Source organism: Arthrobacter sp. zg-Y1110 (genome assembly GCF_025244865.1).
GTDB lineage: Bacteria > Actinomycetota > Actinomycetes > Actinomycetales > Micrococcaceae > Arthrobacter_B.
Genome location: NZ_CP104273.1, coordinates 136,602 through 155,982, shown reverse-complemented (window position 1 = coordinate 155,982; position 19,381 = coordinate 136,602). Strand labels below are relative to the sequence as shown.

21 protein-coding genes, 36 tRNA genes and 1 other RNA gene are annotated in these 19,381 nt (G+C 64.0%); 53 read left to right on the top strand and 5 right to left on the bottom strand.

Translation table 11 applies throughout. From position 1 onward, the window contains the following. Positions 1–372: 372 nt before the first annotated feature. The 20 genes from N2K99_RS17540 (at position 373) to N2K99_RS17445 (ending at position 3,772) form a co-directional block, all read left to right on the top strand. Positions 373–446, top strand: a tRNA-Trp gene (locus N2K99_RS17540). A gap of 185 nt (positions 447–631) precedes the next feature. Then, positions 632–714 (top strand) — tRNA-Tyr (locus N2K99_RS17535). 3 nt (positions 715–717) lie between these two features. After that, positions 718–791, top strand: a tRNA-Met gene (locus N2K99_RS17530). Positions 792–828: 37 nt separating this feature from the next. After that, positions 829–912: transfer RNA gene (locus N2K99_RS17525), tRNA-Leu, on the top strand. Positions 913–1,011: 99 nt separating this feature from the next. After that, positions 1,012–1,094, top strand: a tRNA-Leu gene (locus N2K99_RS17520). 187 nt (positions 1,095–1,281) lie between these two features. After that, positions 1,282–1,364 (top strand) — tRNA-Leu (locus N2K99_RS17515). A 19-nt stretch (positions 1,365–1,383) separates the two neighbouring features. Then, positions 1,384–1,471: transfer RNA gene (locus N2K99_RS17510), tRNA-Ser, on the top strand. 13 nt (positions 1,472–1,484) lie between these two features. Continuing rightward, positions 1,485–1,571 (top strand) — tRNA-Ser (locus N2K99_RS17505). A 30-nt stretch (positions 1,572–1,601) separates the two neighbouring features. Further along, positions 1,602–1,675: transfer RNA gene (locus N2K99_RS17500), tRNA-Pro, on the top strand. Between the two features lie 89 nt (positions 1,676–1,764). Beyond that, positions 1,765–1,838, top strand: a tRNA-Pro gene (locus N2K99_RS17495). Between the two features lie 100 nt (positions 1,839–1,938). Beyond that, positions 1,939–2,011, top strand: a tRNA-Ala gene (locus N2K99_RS17490). Position 2,012: 1 nt separating this feature from the next. Beyond that, positions 2,013–2,085, top strand: a tRNA-Ala gene (locus N2K99_RS17485). A 48-nt stretch (positions 2,086–2,133) separates the two neighbouring features. After that, positions 2,134–2,691 carry an HAD domain-containing protein gene (locus tag N2K99_RS17480; RefSeq protein WP_227934332.1) on the top strand — a complete coding sequence of 186 codons (558 nt, stop codon included), beginning with the start codon at positions 2,134–2,136 and terminating at the stop codon, positions 2,689–2,691. A 38-nt stretch (positions 2,692–2,729) separates the two neighbouring features. Then, positions 2,730–2,921 carry a hypothetical protein gene (locus N2K99_RS17475; protein WP_227934333.1) on the top strand — a complete coding sequence of 64 codons (192 nt, stop codon included), beginning with the start codon at positions 2,730–2,732 and terminating at the stop codon, positions 2,919–2,921. A gap of 35 nt (positions 2,922–2,956) precedes the next feature. After that, positions 2,957–3,029 (top strand) — tRNA-Lys (locus N2K99_RS17470). 29 nt (positions 3,030–3,058) lie between these two features. Then, a tRNA-Lys gene (locus N2K99_RS17465) sits at positions 3,059–3,132 on the top strand. A gap of 200 nt (positions 3,133–3,332) precedes the next feature. Continuing rightward, positions 3,333–3,406 (top strand) — tRNA-Ile (locus N2K99_RS17460). A gap of 22 nt (positions 3,407–3,428) precedes the next feature. Further along, positions 3,429–3,501: transfer RNA gene (locus N2K99_RS17455), tRNA-Asn, on the top strand. A gap of 80 nt (positions 3,502–3,581) precedes the next feature. After that, positions 3,582–3,656: transfer RNA gene (locus tag N2K99_RS17450), tRNA-Asp, on the top strand. A 43-nt stretch (positions 3,657–3,699) separates the two neighbouring features. After that, a tRNA-Gln gene (locus tag N2K99_RS17445) sits at positions 3,700–3,772 on the top strand. A gap of 55 nt (positions 3,773–3,827) precedes the next feature. On the opposite strand, the gene N2K99_RS17440 is transcribed toward N2K99_RS17445, so the two are convergent. Next, positions 3,828–4,388 carry an NUDIX hydrolase gene (locus tag N2K99_RS17440; protein ID WP_227934334.1) on the bottom strand — a complete coding sequence of 187 codons (561 nt, stop codon included), beginning with the start codon at positions 4,386–4,388 and terminating at the stop codon, positions 3,828–3,830. A gap of 169 nt (positions 4,389–4,557) precedes the next feature. Here N2K99_RS17440 and N2K99_RS17435 point away from each other — a divergent pair, with 169 nt between their 5' ends. From N2K99_RS17435 to N2K99_RS17325, 23 genes are all read left to right on the top strand, one after another. After that, complete coding sequence (locus tag N2K99_RS17435; RefSeq protein WP_227934335.1) at positions 4,558–5,004, top strand: hypothetical protein; 447 nt, start codon at positions 4,558–4,560, stop codon at positions 5,002–5,004. 5 nt (positions 5,005–5,009) lie between these two features. Further along, a tRNA-Arg gene (locus tag N2K99_RS17430) sits at positions 5,010–5,082 on the top strand. Positions 5,083–5,099: 17 nt separating this feature from the next. Beyond that, positions 5,100–5,172: transfer RNA gene (locus N2K99_RS17425), tRNA-Glu, on the top strand. Positions 5,173–5,216: 44 nt separating this feature from the next. Next, positions 5,217–5,915 carry a hypothetical protein gene (locus tag N2K99_RS17420; RefSeq protein WP_227934336.1) on the top strand — a complete coding sequence of 233 codons (699 nt, stop codon included), beginning with the start codon at positions 5,217–5,219 and terminating at the stop codon, positions 5,913–5,915. 27 nt (positions 5,916–5,942) lie between these two features. Then, positions 5,943–6,015 (top strand) — tRNA-Glu (locus N2K99_RS17415). A 13-nt stretch (positions 6,016–6,028) separates the two neighbouring features. Further along, positions 6,029–6,101: transfer RNA gene (locus N2K99_RS17410), tRNA-Arg, on the top strand. A gap of 11 nt (positions 6,102–6,112) precedes the next feature. Next, a tRNA-Ile gene (locus tag N2K99_RS17405) sits at positions 6,113–6,186 on the top strand. Positions 6,187–6,293: 107 nt separating this feature from the next. Continuing rightward, positions 6,294–6,542 (top strand): hypothetical protein, encoded by a 249-nt coding sequence (locus N2K99_RS17400; protein ID WP_227934337.1) that lies wholly within the window; start codon positions 6,294–6,296, stop codon positions 6,540–6,542. A 170-nt stretch (positions 6,543–6,712) separates the two neighbouring features. Then, entirely contained in the window at positions 6,713–6,991 is a 279-nt protein-coding gene (locus N2K99_RS17395; RefSeq protein ID WP_227934338.1) for a hypothetical protein, read from the top strand. Positions 6,992–7,023: 32 nt separating this feature from the next. Further along, positions 7,024–7,097, top strand: a tRNA-Cys gene (locus tag N2K99_RS17390). Between the two features lie 160 nt (positions 7,098–7,257). Beyond that, a complete protein-coding gene (locus N2K99_RS17385) occupies positions 7,258–7,554 on the top strand; it encodes a hypothetical protein (protein ID WP_227934339.1) in 297 nt (98 codons plus the stop codon). A gap of 48 nt (positions 7,555–7,602) precedes the next feature. Further along, a tRNA-Val gene (locus N2K99_RS17380) sits at positions 7,603–7,674 on the top strand. A 225-nt stretch (positions 7,675–7,899) separates the two neighbouring features. Then, a tRNA-Thr gene (locus N2K99_RS17375) sits at positions 7,900–7,973 on the top strand. Positions 7,974–8,108: 135 nt separating this feature from the next. Further along, positions 8,109–8,181: transfer RNA gene (locus N2K99_RS17370), tRNA-Thr, on the top strand. Positions 8,182–8,355: 174 nt separating this feature from the next. Further along, the gene (locus N2K99_RS17365; protein ID WP_227934340.1) at positions 8,356–8,688 is read left to right on the top strand and encodes a hypothetical protein; all 333 of its coding nucleotides are present in this window, start codon (positions 8,356–8,358) and stop codon (positions 8,686–8,688) included. A gap of 8 nt (positions 8,689–8,696) precedes the next feature. Next, positions 8,697–8,779, top strand: a tRNA-Ser gene (locus N2K99_RS17360). A gap of 31 nt (positions 8,780–8,810) precedes the next feature. Continuing rightward, a tRNA-Pro gene (locus N2K99_RS17355) sits at positions 8,811–8,884 on the top strand. A 38-nt stretch (positions 8,885–8,922) separates the two neighbouring features. Continuing rightward, positions 8,923–9,005, top strand: a tRNA-Ser gene (locus N2K99_RS17350). A gap of 31 nt (positions 9,006–9,036) precedes the next feature. Next, positions 9,037–9,109: transfer RNA gene (locus N2K99_RS17345), tRNA-Phe, on the top strand. A gap of 20 nt (positions 9,110–9,129) precedes the next feature. Continuing rightward, a tRNA-Gly gene (locus N2K99_RS17340) sits at positions 9,130–9,202 on the top strand. 41 nt (positions 9,203–9,243) lie between these two features. Beyond that, a tRNA-Thr gene (locus N2K99_RS17335) sits at positions 9,244–9,315 on the top strand. Between the two features lie 32 nt (positions 9,316–9,347). Continuing rightward, positions 9,348–9,421, top strand: a tRNA-Gly gene (locus N2K99_RS17330). Positions 9,422–9,479: 58 nt separating this feature from the next. Next, the gene (locus N2K99_RS17325) at positions 9,480–10,064 is read left to right on the top strand and encodes a hypothetical protein (protein WP_227934341.1); all 585 of its coding nucleotides are present in this window, start codon (positions 9,480–9,482) and stop codon (positions 10,062–10,064) included. On the opposite strand, the gene N2K99_RS17320 is transcribed toward N2K99_RS17325, so the two are convergent. Continuing rightward, positions 10,061–10,327, bottom strand: a complete 267-nt coding sequence (locus tag N2K99_RS17320) for a hypothetical protein (protein WP_227934342.1) — start codon at positions 10,325–10,327, stop codon at positions 10,061–10,063. The two genes, N2K99_RS17325 and N2K99_RS17320, sit on opposite strands and share 4 nt — an antisense overlap. 87 nt (positions 10,328–10,414) lie before the next feature. On the opposite strand from N2K99_RS17320, the gene N2K99_RS17315 reads away from it, so the two are divergent. The 4 genes from N2K99_RS17315 (at position 10,415) to N2K99_RS17300 (ending at position 11,645) form a co-directional block, all read left to right on the top strand. Next, a tRNA-His gene (locus N2K99_RS17315) sits at positions 10,415–10,486 on the top strand. Between the two features lie 113 nt (positions 10,487–10,599). Next, positions 10,600–10,761 carry a DUF4236 domain-containing protein gene (locus tag N2K99_RS17310; protein WP_227934343.1) on the top strand — a complete coding sequence of 54 codons (162 nt, stop codon included), beginning with the start codon at positions 10,600–10,602 and terminating at the stop codon, positions 10,759–10,761. A gap of 106 nt (positions 10,762–10,867) precedes the next feature. Then, complete coding sequence (gene dut, locus N2K99_RS17305; RefSeq protein ID WP_227934344.1) at positions 10,868–11,308, top strand: dUTP diphosphatase; 441 nt, start codon at positions 10,868–10,870, stop codon at positions 11,306–11,308. A 22-nt stretch (positions 11,309–11,330) separates the two neighbouring features. Further along, on the top strand, positions 11,331–11,645 hold the full coding sequence (locus N2K99_RS17300) for a hypothetical protein (RefSeq protein WP_227934345.1): 315 nt from the start codon (positions 11,331–11,333) through the stop codon (positions 11,643–11,645). A 71-nt stretch (positions 11,646–11,716) separates the two neighbouring features. Here the strand turns inward: N2K99_RS17300 and N2K99_RS17295 are convergent, their stop codons facing one another. Further along, on the bottom strand, positions 11,717–12,688 hold the full coding sequence (locus tag N2K99_RS17295; protein WP_227934346.1) for a DUF7007 domain-containing protein: 972 nt from the start codon (positions 12,686–12,688) through the stop codon (positions 11,717–11,719). A gap of 273 nt (positions 12,689–12,961) precedes the next feature. Here N2K99_RS17295 and N2K99_RS17290 point away from each other — a divergent pair. From N2K99_RS17290 to N2K99_RS17265, 6 genes are all read left to right on the top strand, one after another. Then, positions 12,962–13,033 (top strand) — tRNA-Phe (locus N2K99_RS17290). A 106-nt stretch (positions 13,034–13,139) separates the two neighbouring features. Continuing rightward, positions 13,140–13,529: a transfer-messenger RNA gene (gene ssrA, locus N2K99_RS17285) on the top strand. Positions 13,530–13,624: 95 nt separating this feature from the next. Then, positions 13,625–14,824 (top strand): hypothetical protein, encoded by a 1,200-nt coding sequence (locus tag N2K99_RS17280; protein ID WP_227934347.1) that lies wholly within the window; start codon positions 13,625–13,627, stop codon positions 14,822–14,824. Positions 14,825–14,950: 126 nt separating this feature from the next. Then, a complete protein-coding gene (locus N2K99_RS17275) occupies positions 14,951–15,682 on the top strand; it encodes a hypothetical protein (protein ID WP_227934348.1) in 732 nt (243 codons plus the stop codon). Between the two features lie 201 nt (positions 15,683–15,883). Beyond that, positions 15,884–16,363, top strand: a complete 480-nt coding sequence (locus tag N2K99_RS17270) for a hypothetical protein (RefSeq protein WP_227934349.1) — start codon at positions 15,884–15,886, stop codon at positions 16,361–16,363. Between the two features lie 115 nt (positions 16,364–16,478). Next, positions 16,479–17,300 carry a histidine phosphatase family protein gene (locus tag N2K99_RS17265; RefSeq protein WP_227934350.1) on the top strand — a complete coding sequence of 274 codons (822 nt, stop codon included), beginning with the start codon at positions 16,479–16,481 and terminating at the stop codon, positions 17,298–17,300. Between the two features lie 60 nt (positions 17,301–17,360). Here N2K99_RS17265 and N2K99_RS17260 read toward each other — a convergent pair whose 3' ends face one another. Together N2K99_RS17260 and N2K99_RS17255 are read right to left on the bottom strand one after the other, a co-directional pair. Further along, a complete protein-coding gene (locus N2K99_RS17260) occupies positions 17,361–17,618 on the bottom strand; it encodes a hypothetical protein (RefSeq protein ID WP_227934351.1) in 258 nt (85 codons plus the stop codon). Then, positions 17,615–19,300: a hypothetical protein gene (locus tag N2K99_RS17255; protein WP_227934352.1), complete on the bottom strand. Its 1,686-nt coding sequence runs from the start codon at positions 19,298–19,300 to the stop codon at positions 17,615–17,617. Before N2K99_RS17255 ends, N2K99_RS17260 begins: the two co-directional genes overlap by 4 nt. Positions 19,301–19,381 lie beyond the last annotated feature (81 nt).

The following is a 19,381-nucleotide window of genomic DNA, read 5'->3' as shown; positions in this document are numbered from 1 at the left end:
TACGGGTCAACCGTAAATGTTTACAGAACCGATTTCTCTCACGTACAGTAATCCCTACAAACCACCTTCGGGTGCCGAACGTTTCACGAAAGGAAAGCCATGTCAGCAGCAATCATGCCCAGCATTTCGACCGCCTGCGGCCGTGGCTTTGCCCTGCCCGTGAATTCCCTGTCCGTCGAAAAGCCGTTGAGCCTCCGTGCCCCGAAAGCTTATGGACAGGATCAGGCATGGACGGCCCACAAGAGGCACCGAAGCTAGACTTTTACGCTGCAATGCAGTCGAAGCCGCTTCGGGTAAGTCCACACCGAGGCGGCTTTCTTTTTGCCCAAAAACGGGCCAATGAATGACCGCCTCCGCCGGGAAACCGGAAAAGGGGATGTAGCTCAGTTGGATAGAGCGTCGGTCTCCAAAACCGAAGGCCGCAGGTTCGAGCCCTGCCAGCCCCGCAACGCACACCGGAAGGTGATGCAACAGCATATTGAGAACTCCATAGTGAACGAGAAATACACGGATCGGGCCCCGGGTCGCCAAACCCGGAGCAGACAGTACGAATCCGTGAGCAATACCGACTCCTCCGGTGAGCCGGCCGGGTACCCACAGAGGTGCCGGGACCGGACGCCGGAGGAATCTCGGCAGGTTATCCAAGCGGCCAAAGGATGGCGACTGTAAATCGTCCGGCATACGCCTTCGTGGGTTCGATTCCCACCCCTGCCACTCCGCACAGTAGAGCAGTTCGGCAGCTCGCCTGGCTCATAACCAGGAGGTCACGGGTTCAAATCCCGTCTGTGCAACGTAGGCCGCCGGGCATCCGTGTCCGGCAGCCGCAACGCCTGTCTGGCGAAATGGCAGACGCGCCGGTCTTAGGAGCCGGTGTCCGTAATGGACGTCCGGGTTCGAGCCCCGGGATAGGCACGCAGCCGCTGCAGGGCGGCCCCGCGGGGGGACACAGGGGAGCCGGCAATGACCGGCCGACCAGGGTGGCGAACCGATTGGAATACAAATGCCTGCAATGCCCGTCTGGCGGAACGGCAGACGCGCCGGCTTCAGATGTCGGTGCCCGTAAGGGCGTCCGGGTTCAAGTCCCGGGGTGGGCACGAGGGCTGTTGCAGTACGGCCTAAGCGGGAAGGATCCGCGGACACAAGCGCCTTGACCGGCGACAGTCTGCCCCGACCGTGACAAATAATCGGCTGCCCCGGGGTGGACTTCGGTCCAGAAGGGTTCCGGACGGTGAAAGCGCCCAGTCAGCGCCGGTAGCCCAGGGAAGCGCCCCGGTGATCTTCGCCCGTCTGGCGGAACGGCAGACGCGCCGGCTTGAGGAGTCGGTGCCCGTAAGGGCGTCCGGGTTCAAGTCCCGGGATGGGCACGCAGTACAGCACGACACTGGAGGCCCCAGCCGAATGATGGCGGCGGCGCCGGATTCGAAATTCGGTTGCGGTAAAACGCGTGGGAGTTCGAACCTCCCGGTCTCCGCGCAGTAACACCTGGAGAGTAAGCGAGTGGCCAGCGGGCCGACTGCTAATCGGTCAAGACGGGGCGACCCGTCGTCCGGGTTCAAATCCCGGGCTCTCCGCTGGCAGTACCCCGGGCTTCGGTCCGGTTTCGGGATGTGGCGCAGTTTGGTAGCGCACCTGGCTGGGGGCCAGGGGGCCGCAGGTTCAAATCCTGTCATCCCGACGTGGCTGGGCAACCCGAACTGCCCCAGGGCTCGCGCCCCTCCCGGTGACGGCCCGGGTTCCCCTCGACGGGGATGAAACAGCGCATGACGGGGTGTAGCTCAGCTTGGCAGAGCGCCTGGTTTGGGACCAGGAAGTCGCAGGTTCAAATCCTGTCACCCCGACGGCTGCACGGTGGATCCATGTGCAGGACAGGGTTTGGAAGCCCCTCCCGGTACGGCCGGGTTACGTCTGCGATGCGGGCGGGCAAAGCTTCCTCCACTAGGGGGTATGGCGCAGTTGGTAGCGCGTCTGCATGGCATGCAGAAGGTCCCGGGTTCGAGTCCCGGTATCTCCACGGGGGCTTAGCTCAGTTGGTAGAGCGCCTGTTTTGCAAACAGGAGGTCGCGGGTTCGAACCCCGCAGTTTCCACGAGCGGCCGGATCCTCCGGCTGCCAGGGCCCGAAGGAAGGAATCACGGTGATCAACTGGTACTCGGACGTCGACGGCGTCTACAACGCGTACACCGACCACCGTTTCGATCCGGCTCCGCAAGCTGCGTCAGGCTGGGACGGGAACTGGAAGCCGATGGAAATCGGGGGAGCGTTCCCCGGCTGGTGGTCCGAGGAAATGGTCGCAGAGACTAATCGCCTCACCGGGCATCCGCTGGTGGTGCCCAAGTGGCTGACGACATGGGAGGAAGGGGCGCCGGAGCAGCTTGCCCCGGCACTTTCCATCGCCGGCGGTGCCGACTGGCCTGTGATCGTCGGGGTCGAGTATGACAATCCGGCCAAATGGCAGTGGTGGAAGCTCGCCGCCCTGAAGAACGATCTGGCAGCAACAAGGCCGGACGCGTTCATCTGGATCGAGGACGACGTCCCCTTCGACCCGAACACGATCGTCTGGCTGCAGACCGTGGCCATCCCGCATCTGGTGATCTCCCCGAAGACCGCCGTCGGCGTGACCCGGGACCACATTGCGGAAATCGAGGCGTTCATCGGTGAGGTTTCCATGGGTGTCCGCACACATGGGGAGTGAGGACATCCAGTCCTGATCCACACTCCGGAAGGTGCATCATGACAACGCAGGCCGTCTCCACGGAAGACCTGACGGTTTCCAAAAGAGAAGTACGCAAGGCCAAACGTGCAGCCAGGCCGGCTCCGACGGAGGGCCAGCAGATTGCGGCCTTCCTGGGCGGATGCGCTCTCGGCTTCGCCGTGTTCATTGGATTCGGAGCCTGGCTCATCATGAACGCCCCGGCCGGCTAGGGAACGGAAAAATGACGGTCCGGAAAGACGGATGCGCCTCTATAGCTCAGCTGGTAGAGCAACGGACTTTTAATCCGTGGGTCCAGGGTTCGAGCCCCTGTGGAGGCACGCACTATGACAGCCGGAAAGACGGCAGCGCCTTTGTAGCTCAGTTGGTTAGAGCATCCGACTCTTAATCGGAGGGTCCTGGGTTCGAATCCCAGCGAGGGCACGCAGCAGTGAAAGCATCCGCGGCAGGACGCACCTACATGAATGCCGGGAAAACATCACTGTGCCGAACCGGGCGCCGGCTCCCCTCGGAGAAATCCGAAATCCGGCCGCAGTTCCACCAGTGCTGAAGTCCGGGCTACAAACCCGGCCGCCGACGCCGGGCCCCGCAAGGGAAAGCCGAAACCGGTGGAACGCGCGTGAGGCTGTTTAGCTCAGAAGGTTAGAGCGCCGCCCTGATAAGGCGGAGGTCCGGGGTTCAACTCCCCGAGCAGCTACCGGGACCGTCAGGTCCTTTGATCCCCTATAGCTCAACTGGCAGAGCGGCCGACTGTTAATCGGCAGGTTCCTGGTTCGAATCCAGGTGGGGGAGCTATGCGGCACACGGCCGTAGATGCGCATTGACGGGCGGCTTCCCACCGTCGCGGATGTGCCCGGTAAAAGTCCGGATCTGGAGATGTGGCTCAGTTGGCCTAGAGCACCCGCCTGTCACGCGGGAGACCGCGGGTTCGAATCCCGTCATTTCCGCTCACCCATCCCTTTTTGGGGTGGCCGGTTCAAGTCCGGATGATGCGCCGTAGGGTAATTGGCAACCCACCTGCCTCTGGAGCAGGGGATTCCTGGTTCGAGTCCAGGCGGCGCAGCGGTGGCCGTACCCGTGAGGAATCAACCCCCTGCGGGTGCGGCCGGCACGACCTGCTAGGACAGGTGTCCGCCGGCGAACGCAATGGCAAGTGCTGCGAGGGTGACCCCGCTGCTGATTCCGCCGTTGCCCATGAGGTCGCGGACCTCGTCGACGCTGTACCACTCGGTGACGGCGCCGGACTCGCCTTCGATGAAGTCCCGGTCGGCGTCTTCCATACTGACCCGGGTCAGCCATACCGACCCCATGGTCGTGGTGGTGCCCGGTGCTTCGTAGAAGGTGCCCAGCAGCTTGGCGGTTTCAGCGTGAAGCCCGGTCTCTTCCTTCAGCTCGCGGACGGCATGATCAGATGTGAGGGTGTCCGCACCGCCGCCGGGAAGCTCGAGAACGAACTCACCCACCGGGTACCGGTGCTGGCGGACCAGGGCGATATGGTCGATGCCGTCAATATCGGCAATGGCAATGCACGAGACTCCAAGGCCGCCGCGCGTGTACATGTACTGTCCGGATGACCCGTCGGGCCGGATGATCCTGTCCTCGACAACTTCGAGGTAGGGGCTGGAGTACACCACTCCGCCGTCCACACGCCGGATGGCTTCTGTCTGGATTTGGGCCACGGTCATGATCCTGCTCTCTGCCGGTGGTCTTCATCTGCCGGCGTACTGGTTAGCGGGGCACATTCGACCCGTTGAATCCCTGCCCCGCGACTGCAGGGCCTCATACCTGTATGAGTACGGCTGACGTCCGGGGCGCGCAGTTCCGGCGGTTAGCCGCACACAGGAGGGCATGGATAACATCAGGCGCCACCCAGAAGGCACACCCGCAGGCGGACAGTTCGCACCCACCGGCCACCACGAAGCAGAAGGAGTGTCCCTGGCATCTCCTGACGCGCTCCAGGCCCGGCTGGAGCAGGCCGGAAATGACGCAGCTACCGCTGTTTACGCAGCCATGGAGGATGACTACGTCACCGTGGGAGACGACGGCGCAGGGATGTACCTGAACCTGGGGGAGTACGAGGGCAGCGAGCTGGTTGCCTCATGCCCGACCCTGGCCAGCGGGGAAATCACCGCCAAGTGGCAGTGCCACACTATGGACGGCGGATACGCGATCGAGCACCAGGCATTCGATCACACGGCCGACCCCGGTGAGGTAGCTGGCTGGCTTTACGAAGTCAGGGAGAGCCTCAACATGTATGACTCCCCGATGCAGGGCGGTTTCCGACCGGCACTGTGAGGGATGCCCCCGTAGCTCAATGGACAGAGCATCCGCCTCCGGCGCGGAAGGTTGCAGGTTCGAATCCTGCCGCGGGCACGCAGCACCAATACCAGGCCCCCATCGTCTAGCGGCCTAGGACACTGCCCTTTCAAGGCAGCGACACGGGTTCGAATCCCGTTGGGGGTACGAGGGATTCTGCGCAATCCCGAAATTGCCGCACACTGTGGGGCATGACAGAAAACATGAACCGGCAGCCCCAGGGCATCCCGTCCGGCGGGCAGTTTGCCGGCGTCAAGCACCAGGAGCCAAAGGTTGAACTGAATAGCCCGGCTTCCCGGGACCACACACTGATGACCTGGATTGCAGCCACCAGAGTGCAGGAACGCATGCCCGACACCGCCGCCGTCGACAACGGGGACGATCTCGGCCTGCATCTTCGGGTTGACTACGATCACTTCGGAGAGGACAGCCTGCGGGCGGTATGCCCCGTCTCGGCTACCGGGGATCCGGACGCGAAATGGTACGTGGAATCCCCTGACGGGGCCTTCCGCCGGGACCACCCGGACTTCGGCCACGACGCGGACCCGGGTGCAGTTGCTGCGTGGATCTACGAAACGAAGGACCGCTACGACGCCGGCCTGAACGCGGACCGGGCCGCATTGCGTGTCCAGGATGTGCTGGAGGGCTCGGAGTCCCACAACGACGGCGACGGCATCTACCTGACCGTTCCGACATCGGTGGAGGATGAGATCCTCGCCTCCGGATGCCCGGTGGCCGCCAACGATGACCCGAACGCCACCTGGTACGTCGAATCCACCGGCGGCGACTTCAGGGAAAGCCACCCGACCTTCACCCACGGCACCGACCCCGAAAAGGTCTCGGCCTGGATCAGCGAAGTGAAAGCCCGCTTCGAATCCAGCCACCACTAAACCAGTCCCGGCTCCGGCCGGGCACCTGCCCCCATCGTCCAGTGGCCTAGGACACCGCCCTCTCACGGCGGAGACACGGGTTCGAATCCCGTTGGGGGTACTCAGCACGACCCGCCCCGGTGGCTCAGCGGATAGAGCACCTGACTACGGATCAGGAGGCCGCAGGTTCGAATCCTGCCCGGGGCACGCACCATTGATCCTCCATAGCTCAGCCTGGTAGAGCAGCGAACTCATAATTCGAAGGCCGCTGGTTCAAGTCCAGCTGGAGGGACTCCGCCCGCCTGGCCCAATGGCTAGAGGCGCCGGGTTCGAGTCCCGGGGCGGGCACTGCCGGCAGCCATGCCGCACACATAGTGGGCACCAAACAGAAAGGTGGCCATGGCCAGGAAAGTATCGGACCAGTCCGAATGGGATCAGCTGCCGGTGGGAACCGTCGCTCGCATCGAGACGGTCGAAGTCGACGATGACGGCGGCGAGACAGACATCATCATCTTCGTGCTGCGCGTTGAAGGCGACATCCGGGTAGATGCCGGGGACTACATGCTCGCCGGCGGCAAGCACTGGCATATTGCCTTCGAATGGGATCAGGATGCGCTGGTCGCCCCCGTCACGGAACTCTTCGCATAGGAAGCCCTTCCACGGGCGCCGGTGCGGAATCCGCTGCGAAGGACAGGGAGGTGTCATGGCCGAGATCGAAGAGGACTAGCTGCAGGATGCAGTGGTGAGAGCCCCATGGGTCTCCGCACACATTGGAAATGAACGGGGCGATACAGCCCCAGGACTTCCAGGAGGAACCCATGTCTGTTGCCACTGCTCCCGCCGCCTACACCTTCAAGGCTGACATTTACGACCCGGCGTGCATCGTCGACGTCATGGCATCCACTCCGGAGTTCGAAGGATGGGGCCTGGCCGCCGGCATCACGATGACCGTCGAGAAGAACCTTGACGAGATAGCTGCAGCGTTCAGCATCAACCGTGATGAGGAGGCCACTTTCGACGCCGACGAGTTCCCGAAGGCAGTCTTCCGCACCCAGCTCGACGGGGGATCCTGCGGCAGCTGCGGGGATGCAATCTAGCTTCACCTGCCGGACTTTCGGGCCCGGCACCTGGCGATGTAGGCGAATTGGTAGAGCCGACGGCCTGCAAAGCCGGAATTTGGGGGTTCGAGTCCCCTCATTGCCTCGAAACTCCTGCTTCGGCAGGTTTCAGCCTGCATGGCTCAGCGGCAGACCACTTGCCGGCAGCCCTTACAGGCGCCGCGGTGAGAAGCTTCAGGTTCGCCGCACACATAGGGAGTAAGCACAATGCACCTACTCCCTCATGAAGAAGCGAGAGCAATCCAATGGCGACACTTGGCGGATGCCAGCTGGCAGAGCACGACACCGACCCCGACTCCTCGGACCATAAAGTCCGGCCGGGACAGTGGCGTGAGGCAACCTGCGCCGAAAGCGAAGCGGCACGACCCGGCCGCGAGCTGTCTGTCTGGTCGAGCCTCACGGACACGGAGGGCACATTCGGGGAAGCACTCATCTTCACCTCCTGGGGCACCCGGGACGGCAGGCTCCCTGTCGTCGCAGACGTCCGCTACATGGAGGAAGGCAAGACCTGCCGCCACATGGTTTACGAGGTGACGGCATAACGCGCAGCTGACTGCTGCGACGTCCAGGTGCTCCGGCTCCGGGACAAGGCCTGTATAGCTCAGCGGTAGAGCGCCCGCTTCACACGCGGGAGGTCCGAGGGTCGGCACCTCGTACAGGCACGGGGCTTCCCGCATACGCCCAGGGGCTGAGATTCCCCGTCAAGCGGCGGCCGTTCCGGCCCCAACCGGAACGGCCGACAGGCCTGTCTAGCTCATCGGTAGAGCACCCGCCCGACACGCGGGAGGTACGGGGGTCAGCACCCCGGTCAGGTACGGGGCTTGTCCGCATATGCCCGGCTGAGGTCGAAGCGGCGGTCACTTCGGGTGTCCCGGAGTGGTCGTAATGCCTCCTTAGCTCAGTTGGCCAGAGCACCGTACTTGTAATACGGGGGTCGCCGGTTCGAATCCGGCAGGAGGCTCGAGGGGGCTGGTGAATTCCCCCAGCGGTGAAGCCAGGGAAAGGCAATGTCGGTGCGCGCTAACGCCCGGCGGCGGCGGAACCTGGCCTGACGCGCACAACTGCCCGGCGGTACTTTAGCGGGTCCGTCGTCATTGCCCCGTTAGCTCAGTTGGTAGAGCAGCCGTTTCGTAAGCGGCAGGTCGTCGGTTCGAACCCGGCATGGGGCTCGCAGTCCGTAAGGGGATGATTCCCCCTGGCGGGGAACGCCGGCCGTCATCAAGCCGGGCCGCCCCGACGGACAACTGCCGGCTGGTGTAACAGTCACACTGCGCGTGCAGCGTGGAGGTCACGGTACGAATCCGTGGCCGGCAGGGCAACAACTTCAACGAAAGGCTCTGGAAATGGCTTCGCATCTGGTCGACACAATGGTCTCCGAGGCCTTCAGCATCCTGAACGGGATCGGCGCGGTGCATTACGACTACGTGTACGAGACCCTCTTCGAGACCCACAGCGAGGGCCTGACCATGGCGGAGAAAGTCGTCCTGTACCCGCAGTTCAAGGCCCAGATTGAGCCTGAACTCGTACACCGGCTCACAGACTCCCCGTTCCTGGTTCTGTCGGGAGGCTGGCAGCGGATTGCCGACCACCCGGAGTTGGAGGAGGACCGGTACAGCGGTTACCCGACCGGGGAGGAAATACGCATCCTGGACGGGTACAAGGCATCCCGCGGGTAGCGAAATATGGAGGATTGGCTGAGCGGCCGAAGGCAGCGGTCTTGAAAACCGTCCCGGGAAACCGGCGGGGGTTCGAATCCCTCATCCTCCGCTTGCAGTACCCCGGGCATCGTCCCGGGTTTCGGAGTGTGGCGCAGCTTGGTAGCGCGCGTCGTTCGGGACGACGAGGCCGCAGGTTCAAATCCTGTCACTCCGACAAAGGGCATCGGGAGCCACTCCCGGCGCCCCTCCAATGGCAGGTTTGCCTAGCGGCCTAAGGCAGCGGCTTGGAAAGTCGTAACCGGAAACGGTCGGGGGTTCGAATCCCTCACCCGCCGCAAACGGCCTGGACCTGGTCCGGGCCGCCCCGCTGCTGTAGCTCAGTTGGTAGAGCGCTCGACTGAAAATCGAGAGGTCGCCGGTTCGAACCCGGCCGGTAGCACTGCGTGTCCTGCACGCTTCGTGGCTGTAGCTCAGCTGGCAGAGCGCCACCTTGCCAAGGTGGAGGTCGCCGGTTCGATCCCGGTCAGCCACTCGAAGTCCTGCTTCAGCAGGCAGCCACCCCCGGGTGGTTCCGCCCGGTTAGCTCAGTGGCAGAGCGCGTCCTTGGTAAGGACGAGGCCGCGGGTTCAATCCCCGCACCAGGCTCGACGTCGGACGGCAGCTGCCGGACGGCTCATGCGGAGGTAGCTCAGCTGGCCAGAGCACCTGGCTTCCACCCAGGGTGTCGCGGGTTCAAATCCCGTCCTCCGCTCTTCGTCTTCAACCGCCGGCCGGTGAGGGCCCGGACAGGGTCCGCACACATAGTGGTTATGAAGACACCTACCCTCGACCAGTGGAACTCCCTGCCCGCCGGAACTTATGCCTTCGTAACACTGCAGGGCGAGAACAGGCAGTGGAACGTCCTGAAGCACGATGATGAGCAGGATGTGACCGTTGCGTCCACCCTGCTTGTTGGTCCTGCAGCATGGACTTTGCTGTACGCCAGGGGGCTCCAGTCCGTGGAGCTTGCTTATGTCCCCGGCGGGGTCGATGCGCTCCTCCCCGGCCCGACGATGACCATGGGTGAGCTGACGGCCGCGCTGGAGGCGTTCGATCCCGAGATGCTCCTGCGCATGCGCGTTGACGGCGAGATGAAGAGTCCCGGCCGGCCCTTCCATCATGGCAGCACGGAACGGGAAGTTTCCCTGAACGTTGCAGCGCAGCGCACAACAGTGGGCGAGTTCCTGGAGCAGCTGGCCGAATACAAGGTCCTGGACCGCGAGCCTTTCAATCCTCTGGCGATCACGCCCGACCTCCCGGTGCGCGTCCGCGAACGGAACCACCGCAGCGACGACGCCTGGTCGATTACAGACGTCCTGCAGGCGGGAGGCAGGGCCTACCTCTACCTCGCCTAGCGCTCAGGTGCCAGGTGGTCCCTTGACGTGAACTGGGTGGCGTAGTCCGGCTGGCGGGGGACGTCCATCTTCACTTCGATGGCGGTCTGTCCCGGGAGGACCCGGACTACGGTGGCAGAGTCCCCGTTCAGTGCGGAAACCCTCCCGTCATAGATCGTGTAGTCCTTGACGAAGACGACCCGCTCACCGACGCCGAGCGGAGCCCGCTCCGGAATCAACGCCTTGTAATGGGCCGTGCTGAGGTTCAGATCCTCGCTCTTCATATTTCCCCCCTGTTGTCGTCCGTGCAGACTATCGGACAGCAGTCAGGAAGATCAGATTTGGCGCCGGCGGCTTAGCCGGTGTCCTTGGTGCCTGTAGCTCAGTGGCAGAGCGCCCGGTTGTGGTCCGGGAGGTCGCGGGTTCGAACCCCGTCAGGCACCCTTTCAGTCTCTCCAGCATCTGCCTGCCCGGCATTGTGGAAAGCTTCCGCCAATGCCGCACACATAGAGTGAGCCGGGGGAATTACCCCGCCAGGACAACGAAGGGCATTGCCATGGGACTTGTTTTCAACCGCCGCAGGAAGATCGGCAAGCGGACCACCCTCAACGCCTCCCGCAGGGGAATCTCGGCGTCGACGAGGATCGGGCCGCTCACGATCAACAGCCGCGGGAAAGCCAGCATCCGCCTTGGCAAGGGATTCAGCTTCAAGCTCTAGCCTTTCACCCCGTCCCGGCTTCGGGATCCATCCCCGGAGGCTACCTCCTCCCGCCCTACCGTGCGGACCTCCATGCCCGGCTGCGCCCGGGCCGAAGAAAGAGAACATGAACCAGACCAAGGTCCTCATCAAGAAGCTGTACCCCGAAGCCGTCCTCCCGAAGACGGCAACCCCCGGCGACGCCGGCGCGGACCTGTCCTCGCTGACCGGAGGCATCATCCCCGCCCGCTCGTGGGCATCAGTTGACACCGGCATCGCCATTGAGCTGGAGCCCGGCACCGTCGGCCTCGTCCACCCGCGCTCCGGGCTGGCCGCCAGGAACGGCATCACCGTCCTGAACGCACCGGGCACGATCGACTCCGGCTACCGCGGCGAGGTCAAGGTCCTGCTGTCCAACACCTCGGACACGGATTTCGTCTACGACGCCGGAACGCGCATCGCCCAGCTTGTCATCCAGGAATACCTGGTGCCGGCCTTCCAGGAGACCGCTGAGTTCAGCGAATCGGTCCGCGGCGAAGGCGGCTTCGGGCACACCGGAACCAACTAACCCTACGGATAAGGAGCAGGACATGACTGGACAGAACCTCCCCGCCGCCGGTGAAGCGGAAGGGATGGCCCGGGTCCGGGAGATGAGGCGGGTTAGCGAACGCTCCCACCGGATGTCCTGCAGCGACCCCGACGATCCGGCCCGCCGGACACTCTACAAGGACGCGGTCGACCTGGCCGATGCACTTGAAGCGGTGGACGCCATCATCCGGAACGCCGGTGAACGCTACGGCGCGGCCGGCGTGCTGATGGGGGAGGAAATCTCCCGGGCCGTGGCCGATGCGGTCAGGCTGCCGGACAGTGTCCGCTTTGTCCCCGGGCGCGGCCCGCGGGCATAGATTCTGCGCGGCTGCTTGAGCCGAAAAGCGAAAGAGGGGCCGGGAGATCATCTCCCGGCCCCTCTTTTATGTCAGGATGCCTGCTGGAAAACCTGGCGTCCTTCAGCCTTCGGCAGCGTCCGGCGTTCGTTCCAGGCCGGCGCCGTTTCCTTCCATTCCTCGGCCGGGATCAGTACCGTCCGTGGGTTCAGCGGCTTCTCGTCATTCACTTTGCCGTCGGCCGGGATGTCGGAGAGGTCTACGGCAACCATGCCCGGGTGGCCTTCGGGTTCCAGATCCAGGCGGAGCATCCGGTCGTGGGTCTCAGCACGGGGCGCCAGGAACTCCCGCTCCTCAACGATGTGCGATTCCTTGGCGGTGATCGGCGTGAACTCGGTGAGCCCGTAGTGTTCCGGATTCTTGCCGACGATCTCTGTGTACTCTTCCGGGTACCAGCGCCGTGCTGTCTCGTGGGCATCCTTGAGCTTCATCTTGGTCAGGTCACGGTGATGGGTGATCTCGGCAATGCTCCACGCGCAGTCCTCTTCGTACCAACCCGACCTCTGGCGCCAGCGTGGGTCGACCTCTGCCTGGCGCTTCCGGGAGAGCTTATAGCCGCCGTGGCCGGCCGTGCCGACTTCGTCGATGCCGGGCGCGTGCACCCGGTGGTAGTCGATTGTTCCCCAGGGCGAACGCATTCCGATTTCCAGCTTGTTGTGCTCGTACTCGTGGGCCCGCTCCCTCAGGGCCTTGCCGCGCTCTTTACCCTCTTCGATGGAGTCTACGACGTCGCGGGCCAGCCAGATAGGACGGCCGCCGCGGTGGTCGGAGACGTTCAGGTGGAGCTCTTCGCCGCGGATGTCTTTGGACACCTCGATCTTGATGCCGCCGACGTTTGAGACAACCGTGTCGGTGTACTCGTCGCCATCGGTTTCCCATTCGGTGCCGTCGGCATCCAGGTACGGGTTGGTTGGTGCGAGGCTTACTCCCGACTCGGAGTGGATCTTGTTCTCAAACTGGCCGTTGCCGCTTCGGGGATGCTCGTTTTCGCTGAAGTTCGTCATGCCCACCTGTGTGCGGCTGCAGGGTCGGAAGTGCAGCCCGGCCGGCGGGGGAGCCCTTGGGTGCGTGATGGTGACACTTCGGCCGGCTGCCGCACACATAGGAGTTGCAGGTGCTCCCCGAACGGATCCCTGCCGGGTTCCCCGCCCGTCGGATGATCAAGCCTTGAGACGTGGCAGTTCGAGACCGGGGCCGGTGCTGCATACCGTGGCCGGTGTTATCCGGATTGGAGCAGTGAAACGCAGGTGAAGCCGTTCGGGGCGGAACCTGCGCACGGGAGCGTGCGGCTAAAGGGTATGCCGTCACCGGAAACGGATGAGACGCAGGTTCGAATCCTGTCGCTCCCACGAACTACGAACGAGAGGAGCAGCCATGTGCACTCCCGGCTGGAAGAACTAGCTTCCGCGGGGCCTCCCGCAGTAGATCACCCCGGTCCCAGTGGCCGGCACCCCAGGGGATGCCGGGTTTCGACATCCTTCGGTGCTTCCGAAAAGAAGCGGGCCCAGAAATGCACGGCCATCTGGCTAAACAGTTCGTGCACCCAAGAGATGCCAACGCAACTCGCTCCGACTACGCTCTCGCCGTTTAGTTACGCCGGGACCTAAGCGTGGTCTGTCTCATCCTGCATCAGGCAACCGGAACTCGGCCGCAGGATAGGCATCAGCCAAAGGAGTCCTGAACGGCCGCTGTGCTGCGAGCAGCCGTTCGTATCAGCAGCTAGACCGGGTCACGCCGTCGTCCGCCGTGACGGAACCGGGTCGATAAACATCAAGGCGGACTACGCCCGTAGAAGAGTTTGGAACCGGAGGGTGGACGGGGGTTCAACTCCCCCCATCTCCACACAATCCCGGGAGCGGATGCCGCTCCCGGGATTCTTCATGTCCGGAAGTCCTGCGTGCCGGGAGCTAGAGTATCCGCATCGACAATGACGGGGGACCATGGACGTTTCTGAGCAGGAGTCTATCCAGGCAAGATCGGCTGAATTGGACGAGTGGCTGAAGCACGACCCTGATCTTGAGACGCATGAAACTGACATGGCCCTGCACGGGCTGTACTCAGAAGTGGTGAACTACGCCCTGCTCGCGGGGGAGCGGGCCATGACGCGCGGCGACACTGCAGCAGCGATGGACTTACTGGAAACGGCACTCCACGCCAGGGAGCAGGTCTTCAAAACACCGCACGGTCCTTTCGGATTCCGTACCCTGCAATACATCGACCCGTTCCTTCTGGAGGATGCGGCCATTGCCGGCAGGGCGGACCTGATCGACCGGGCCATCGCACTCGAGCAGGCAAACAGTGATGCCCACACGGACAACGGCGGGCACTACGATGCGAGGATCGCAGTGCAGATGAAAGCCCGGGAGTCGATCCCGCACCTGCAGTCCATCCGGGACGCTGCCGAGCGCGAACCCGGGATCCGCCAGGTGGACCTGCTGGCACACTGCCCGGGCACGGACCGCAAGACGGTCAGCTACCTTGTCGACCAGCTCGCTGCACTCGGGATCCTTGCCACGGAGAAGATCGGCAACAGAGTTCATGTCTGGCCGGCAGGCCACGCGGACGCACCTACCGGTGACCGGCTAAGACAGACCGTAAGAGACTTCCTCCGTGAACCGGACGCCGAAGGGTCGAATGTTCCGCCCTGGTGTTTCCACCCGGAGCAGTCACTCAAATGGGCGCAGCAGGTCCTGCACCTCATGGAGACATCCCTGGCCAACCCCGAACGGGGCACGACCCCGATCCCCCAGCCAACTGACTTCCGTACATCCACCCTGTTGGCTTATGACGCCGAGGGGCACCTGTGCAGCATCATGGAAGACCCCGACGAAATGGTCGTGTGGGGGCACATCGGCGGGGAGACAATGCGGCGCATCCTTGACCGTCACCTGCAGGCGTCAGGTGCTCGGCCCCGCCGGCGTGAAAGGTGGCTGGGCGCCGAGGTCCGGCACACCCACCTGGAACGGGTAAGTCGGACCGTGAGGCGGTACGGCAGGGAGCAGGTCGTCTGGCAGCTGAGGGAGGCGGAGGCAGAGACAGTGTGGACCGTACCGGTCACTGTCCTCAATGCACCGGGTAAACCCCCGCGGAGAGGACCCACTGACGACCAGATCATCTGGCTCGCGAAGCAGGGCCGGTAGTAGCGGACTGCCAGGCAGCGCCTACGGAGCTTCACAGGCCAGCCGGCGATGGGCAGAGCCCTCCTGTCTTCCGCACACATTAGGTGTAGAGGCTGCACTCGGCGGCCCGGACTCGGAGGAAGACCAGTGGGCGACCACCTGCATAAAGCCATTGGATGGGCAGTGCCCAGTCCTGAAGACCCTCTGGACCGCGGAGCGATGCTGACCCGCATCGCCGCAGGCGACCATCCTGAATGGCTCTTCCGGAAGACAGACCCCATGGACGGCGAATCGGTGCTGGTGCTCCCGTCCTTGGAAGACCATGCCCGCTGGCTCCGGGACAAAGCGTCGGCGGTCGGTGATGAGGAAACCAGCGACGAGATCACTTACGACGCTGACCTGCTCGTTCAGGACCGGAACCGGGCCCTCGACGAATGCGTCCTCCATGTCCCGCAGCTCGACGGCGGCACCATGCTTCTCATTCCGCCGACCTACCTGAAGGACTGGCACCGGATGGACGATGACCTGGACTGCGCCTTCGCCGAGGACGGGCCGATAGAGAACCGGATCACCTACACGCGCTCGAACCCGTTCCCCCTCTCCCATCTGTGGATGGATGCACTCACCGGACGTGCGCTGGCGGGGCCCGCAGGGGACGCCGTCACCCTCCGCGGCACCGAGCGCGGGAACCAGGCCGCAGCACGGGTACGGTTCCAGGGGGACAGCACCCCGGCTTTCACGCACCCCGATGAGGCTGCATCCCGCATCGCTCCTGCCATTCCGCGGGCGGTTGTTCACCTGGTCCAGCACCTGGGGAACTTCCTGGACCCGCAGCAGCTCCTGCAGCTTCGTCCGGCGCGCGCCGTGTGGGTAGGCTGACCGGCCCACTCCCGTGATCGAAGGCGCCTAAGGGTCCCGATCCCTTTCCTGCGCAAGCCTGCAGGCATTGAGATCCGGCGTATCTCTGACGAGAGGCTGCACATCGAGCGCGTCGGTGCGGTGAGCGGGAGGATGTTGTCCGCACACATATGGCTTAGAGAGCAGGCCGCAGTGGGCTGCCGGATGAAAGGGCAGATCACCATGGGTATCCAGTTTGAGCCGGAATTCCGTGAATCGGATGTTGAGCGTTACGCCTTCGCCTGCGGCCACCCGAACGGCCAGACCGCGCACACATTCGAGCGCCGGATTGATGCTTACACCTCCCTGTGCAACGTCGTCGCGCAGCACGGGCACGCAGGTTCCCTGGCTGTCTGCGGTGACGAGTACTGCACCTCCGGAGCTGGCGGCATGTCCATCATCCCGGTGACCCGCGAGGAAACTCCGGCACTTAAGGTCTCAGGCAGCAACGGCCACCGCATCCTTCGTGCCGTTGGTCTGCCGGATCATTACTGCGGTTCGGCGCCGGCGGGTACCGTCCTTCGCGGCATCCGGGCAGGCAGTGAGGCAGCTGCCCGCGGCGCTTTCGGGACCCAGTCGGGATACCTCCTGGAGCGCCTCCCGGAGCTGGAGGCCATTGCCTTGTTCGCTCAGCAGCGGGGCCTGGCCGTCAACTGGGCTTAGCCGACGGTGCCCCGGCTCCGGCTTTGAACCGCCCGGGGAGCGTCTGCCTGACTGCCGCACACATAGGGTGTAACAGCCGATAAGGCTGAGCCAACGCCACACTAAGGAGTCTCCGATGGTCATGCCCCGCAATCTCTTCCTGGTCCGTCACGGACAGAGCGAAGCGAACATCATGCAGAAGGCTTCCAAGGCCGGCGACGAAAGCCTCTACACCGAAGAGACGATGACGGTCCCTGACCGTTCCTGGCGCCTCACGGCACTGGGCGTCCAGCAGGCTAAGGCAGCCGGCGCGTGGATTGCCGAGCAGGGCATCGACTTCGACCGCTCCATCGTCTCCACGTACACCCGCACCCGTGAGACCGCGGCCAACCTCGGCCTGGACGTGCGCTGGGAAGAGAACCGCGTCATCCGCGAACGCTCGTGGGGCGAGATCGGCTCCATGTCCAAGCAGGACTTCCGGAAGCGGTATGCCCGCAATGCGGAGTACCGGGACACCGACCCGCTGTACTGGGCGCCGCCGGCCGGGGAATCCATTGCCAACGTGGCCGAGAACCGGGTCCGGAACGTCCTGAACACCCTGCACCGGGAGAACGCCCGCGAAAACGTCCTGATGGTCACCCACGGCGAGTTCATGTGGGCCACCCGCCTCGTGCTGGAGCGCTGGAGCGACGAAGAGTTCATGGCCCGCGACCAGGACAAGTCCCAGACCGTGCACAACTGCACCGTCCTGCAGTACACGGGCACCGACCCGGGGACCGGCGAGGCCAGCGAGAAGCTGAACCGGGTGCGCCGCTGCTGGCCCGTCCAGGTCGACGGCGAGTGGACGATGTACGTCGGGGAGTGGGAGCAGTTCGACCGGAAATACTTCACCGGCGAGGAGCTGCTGGCCAAGGCTGATGCCAACCGGCACTTCTTCCAGGACACCTTCGGAAGCTAAGCCGGAAGAAAGGCCCCGGGACCCTGCGCGGGTTCCGGGGCCTTTCGCTTTGCCTGCAGGCTAAAACTTTCCGTGCCGCGTGATGTGTCCGGGGAAGTCGCCGGCGCAGTCCGGCAGGTGAAGTTCGCACAGAAGTGCCAGCGAGAGCACGTAGTGCCGCAGACAGTAGACGTCGGCACTCCTGCCCTCGACACTGTCGCTGGTCACGAAGTGGGTGGGTTTGTCCACACAGACCGAACGGTCCCAGGCGCACCTGCCGCTGCCGAACCCTGCGGCCAGGCCGGTGTCGTCGGTGGTGTCATCCTTGGTGCGGATCATGGCGTGTGCTCCTCGATCAGTTCCTCTACCTTCGCCAGCCCCGCCTGGATCTCGTCCTTCGTGAGCTGGTGGTCCTCATCAAGCCAGGCGGACCACCTGTCCTCAAAGTCGGCTTCGCGGTGCAGTTCAATGTTCCGGCTGTCGTAGTCACGGGCGGTGATCATCGCGGATGCACCGTCATTGTCAGTGACGACCGAGAGCATGCTCTCTGCAGCCGGGAAGGCAATGCAGGTCCGCGGGTACGGGCCGTGCCGGATGCCGAGGATGAACCAGGAGTTGGGTCCGACCTCCGCATCTCCCGGCAGCAGCTCGTTGGTCACGTACTCATAGTCCAGGCAGTTCCTGGCAGCGTATGACTCCAGCTCCTGCCCGTCCATGACCGTCTGAAGCAGGGGGTGGCGCGAGTACATCCCGGTTGCGCCGTTCAGCCAGTTCTCCAGCCCCTTCCAGGGGTTGAACGGCCGGGGAGCGTAGGTCGTCGTCGGTTCGGGCCCGGCGGCGCGTTCGAAGGTGTTGTTCTGGAACATCGGCAACTCTTTGCTGTCGTGCCGCAGAACCATACGGACGTCCTCCAGGGTGCGGACAAAAAGCGGAGCGTTGTGATGGCCCAGTGCCTCTTTGAGCCATTCCTGGAGTTCATCGGATGTCCGGAAGTGGGATGTGGCTGCTTCATGCTCGTCGTAACGGACGATGTTGTTCACGATCCGGAACAGGTCGGCGTCGGGTTCGTTCGTCTCCCAAAGCTTCGGGGTCGACTCCTTGGCCTTGGCTGCGGAGTCTTTCAGGATCCGCTGAGCCCAGTCGGCGGCCGGCGCGCCCATGCCTTCGGCGACACCGGTCACCAGATTCAGGAAGCGGCGCCGTTCCCCGTCCACGGTGCACAGGACTTCCAGGCTCTCCGGATCCCCGTCCTGCGGGTAGAGGAGCTCATACCGGTGGTCTTCTACGTCGGCACGTGCCAGCACTTCCCCTGATCCGACAGGAGTTAGCTCCAGATCCCCGGGGGCAAGCACGGCTCCGTCCGGTGCAGGCAACGACCCGTCGGCATGCCGGCGCTTCCAGTCTGCCAGCTGGCTGCGGCAGGTGTCCGCGCGGTGTTCCCACGGCAGGGGGTCGGCCGGCAAAGACGCCAGGACCTCCACGCCCGGCAGTGCAATTCCCTCTTCGGGGCTTCTCTGCAGGTACGTGTACCGGAAGCGGGCGAACCCTTCCTGGTCACCGGTGTACCGCGCCGGCGTTACCTCACCGAGCCCGCTGATGAGGTAAAGCATCCAACCATCCTCATGTCGCTGGCTGACCACGACGGAGGTACCGAAATACCATGCCAGAAAAGCGAGTGTGGGGCTGATCTGGCCATCGACTACGACCTGGGCACCTTCACGCGACTCGACGTAGTCAGCGACCTTTTCGGCGGTCCATCCGCCTGAATGCAGGGGAAGGCTGAACGCCGGTTCTGGCTTGAAGGTCTCTCCCACGATGTGTCCAAGCCAGCCGGCTTCTTCACCGGTGAAGGTCGGGGTGCCGTACTCTCCGTTCCCGCTGCTGAAGGCAGCCGGCCAGGGGCTCACAGGCAGGCGCATCCGGGATCCGGAGCCGGGGGTGTTCATGGCGTTGATCAGTCCGGGTTCCAGATCGAACCATCCCCTCGACGGGAAGCTGACTTCGTAGGCGGTCTTATCCACTGAATGCACCTGTGTGGGTTCCGGCGTTGAGGTGCGCTTCCGGAGCGCGGCTGTCAGAGTCCATATCTATCCCCCGTTGAT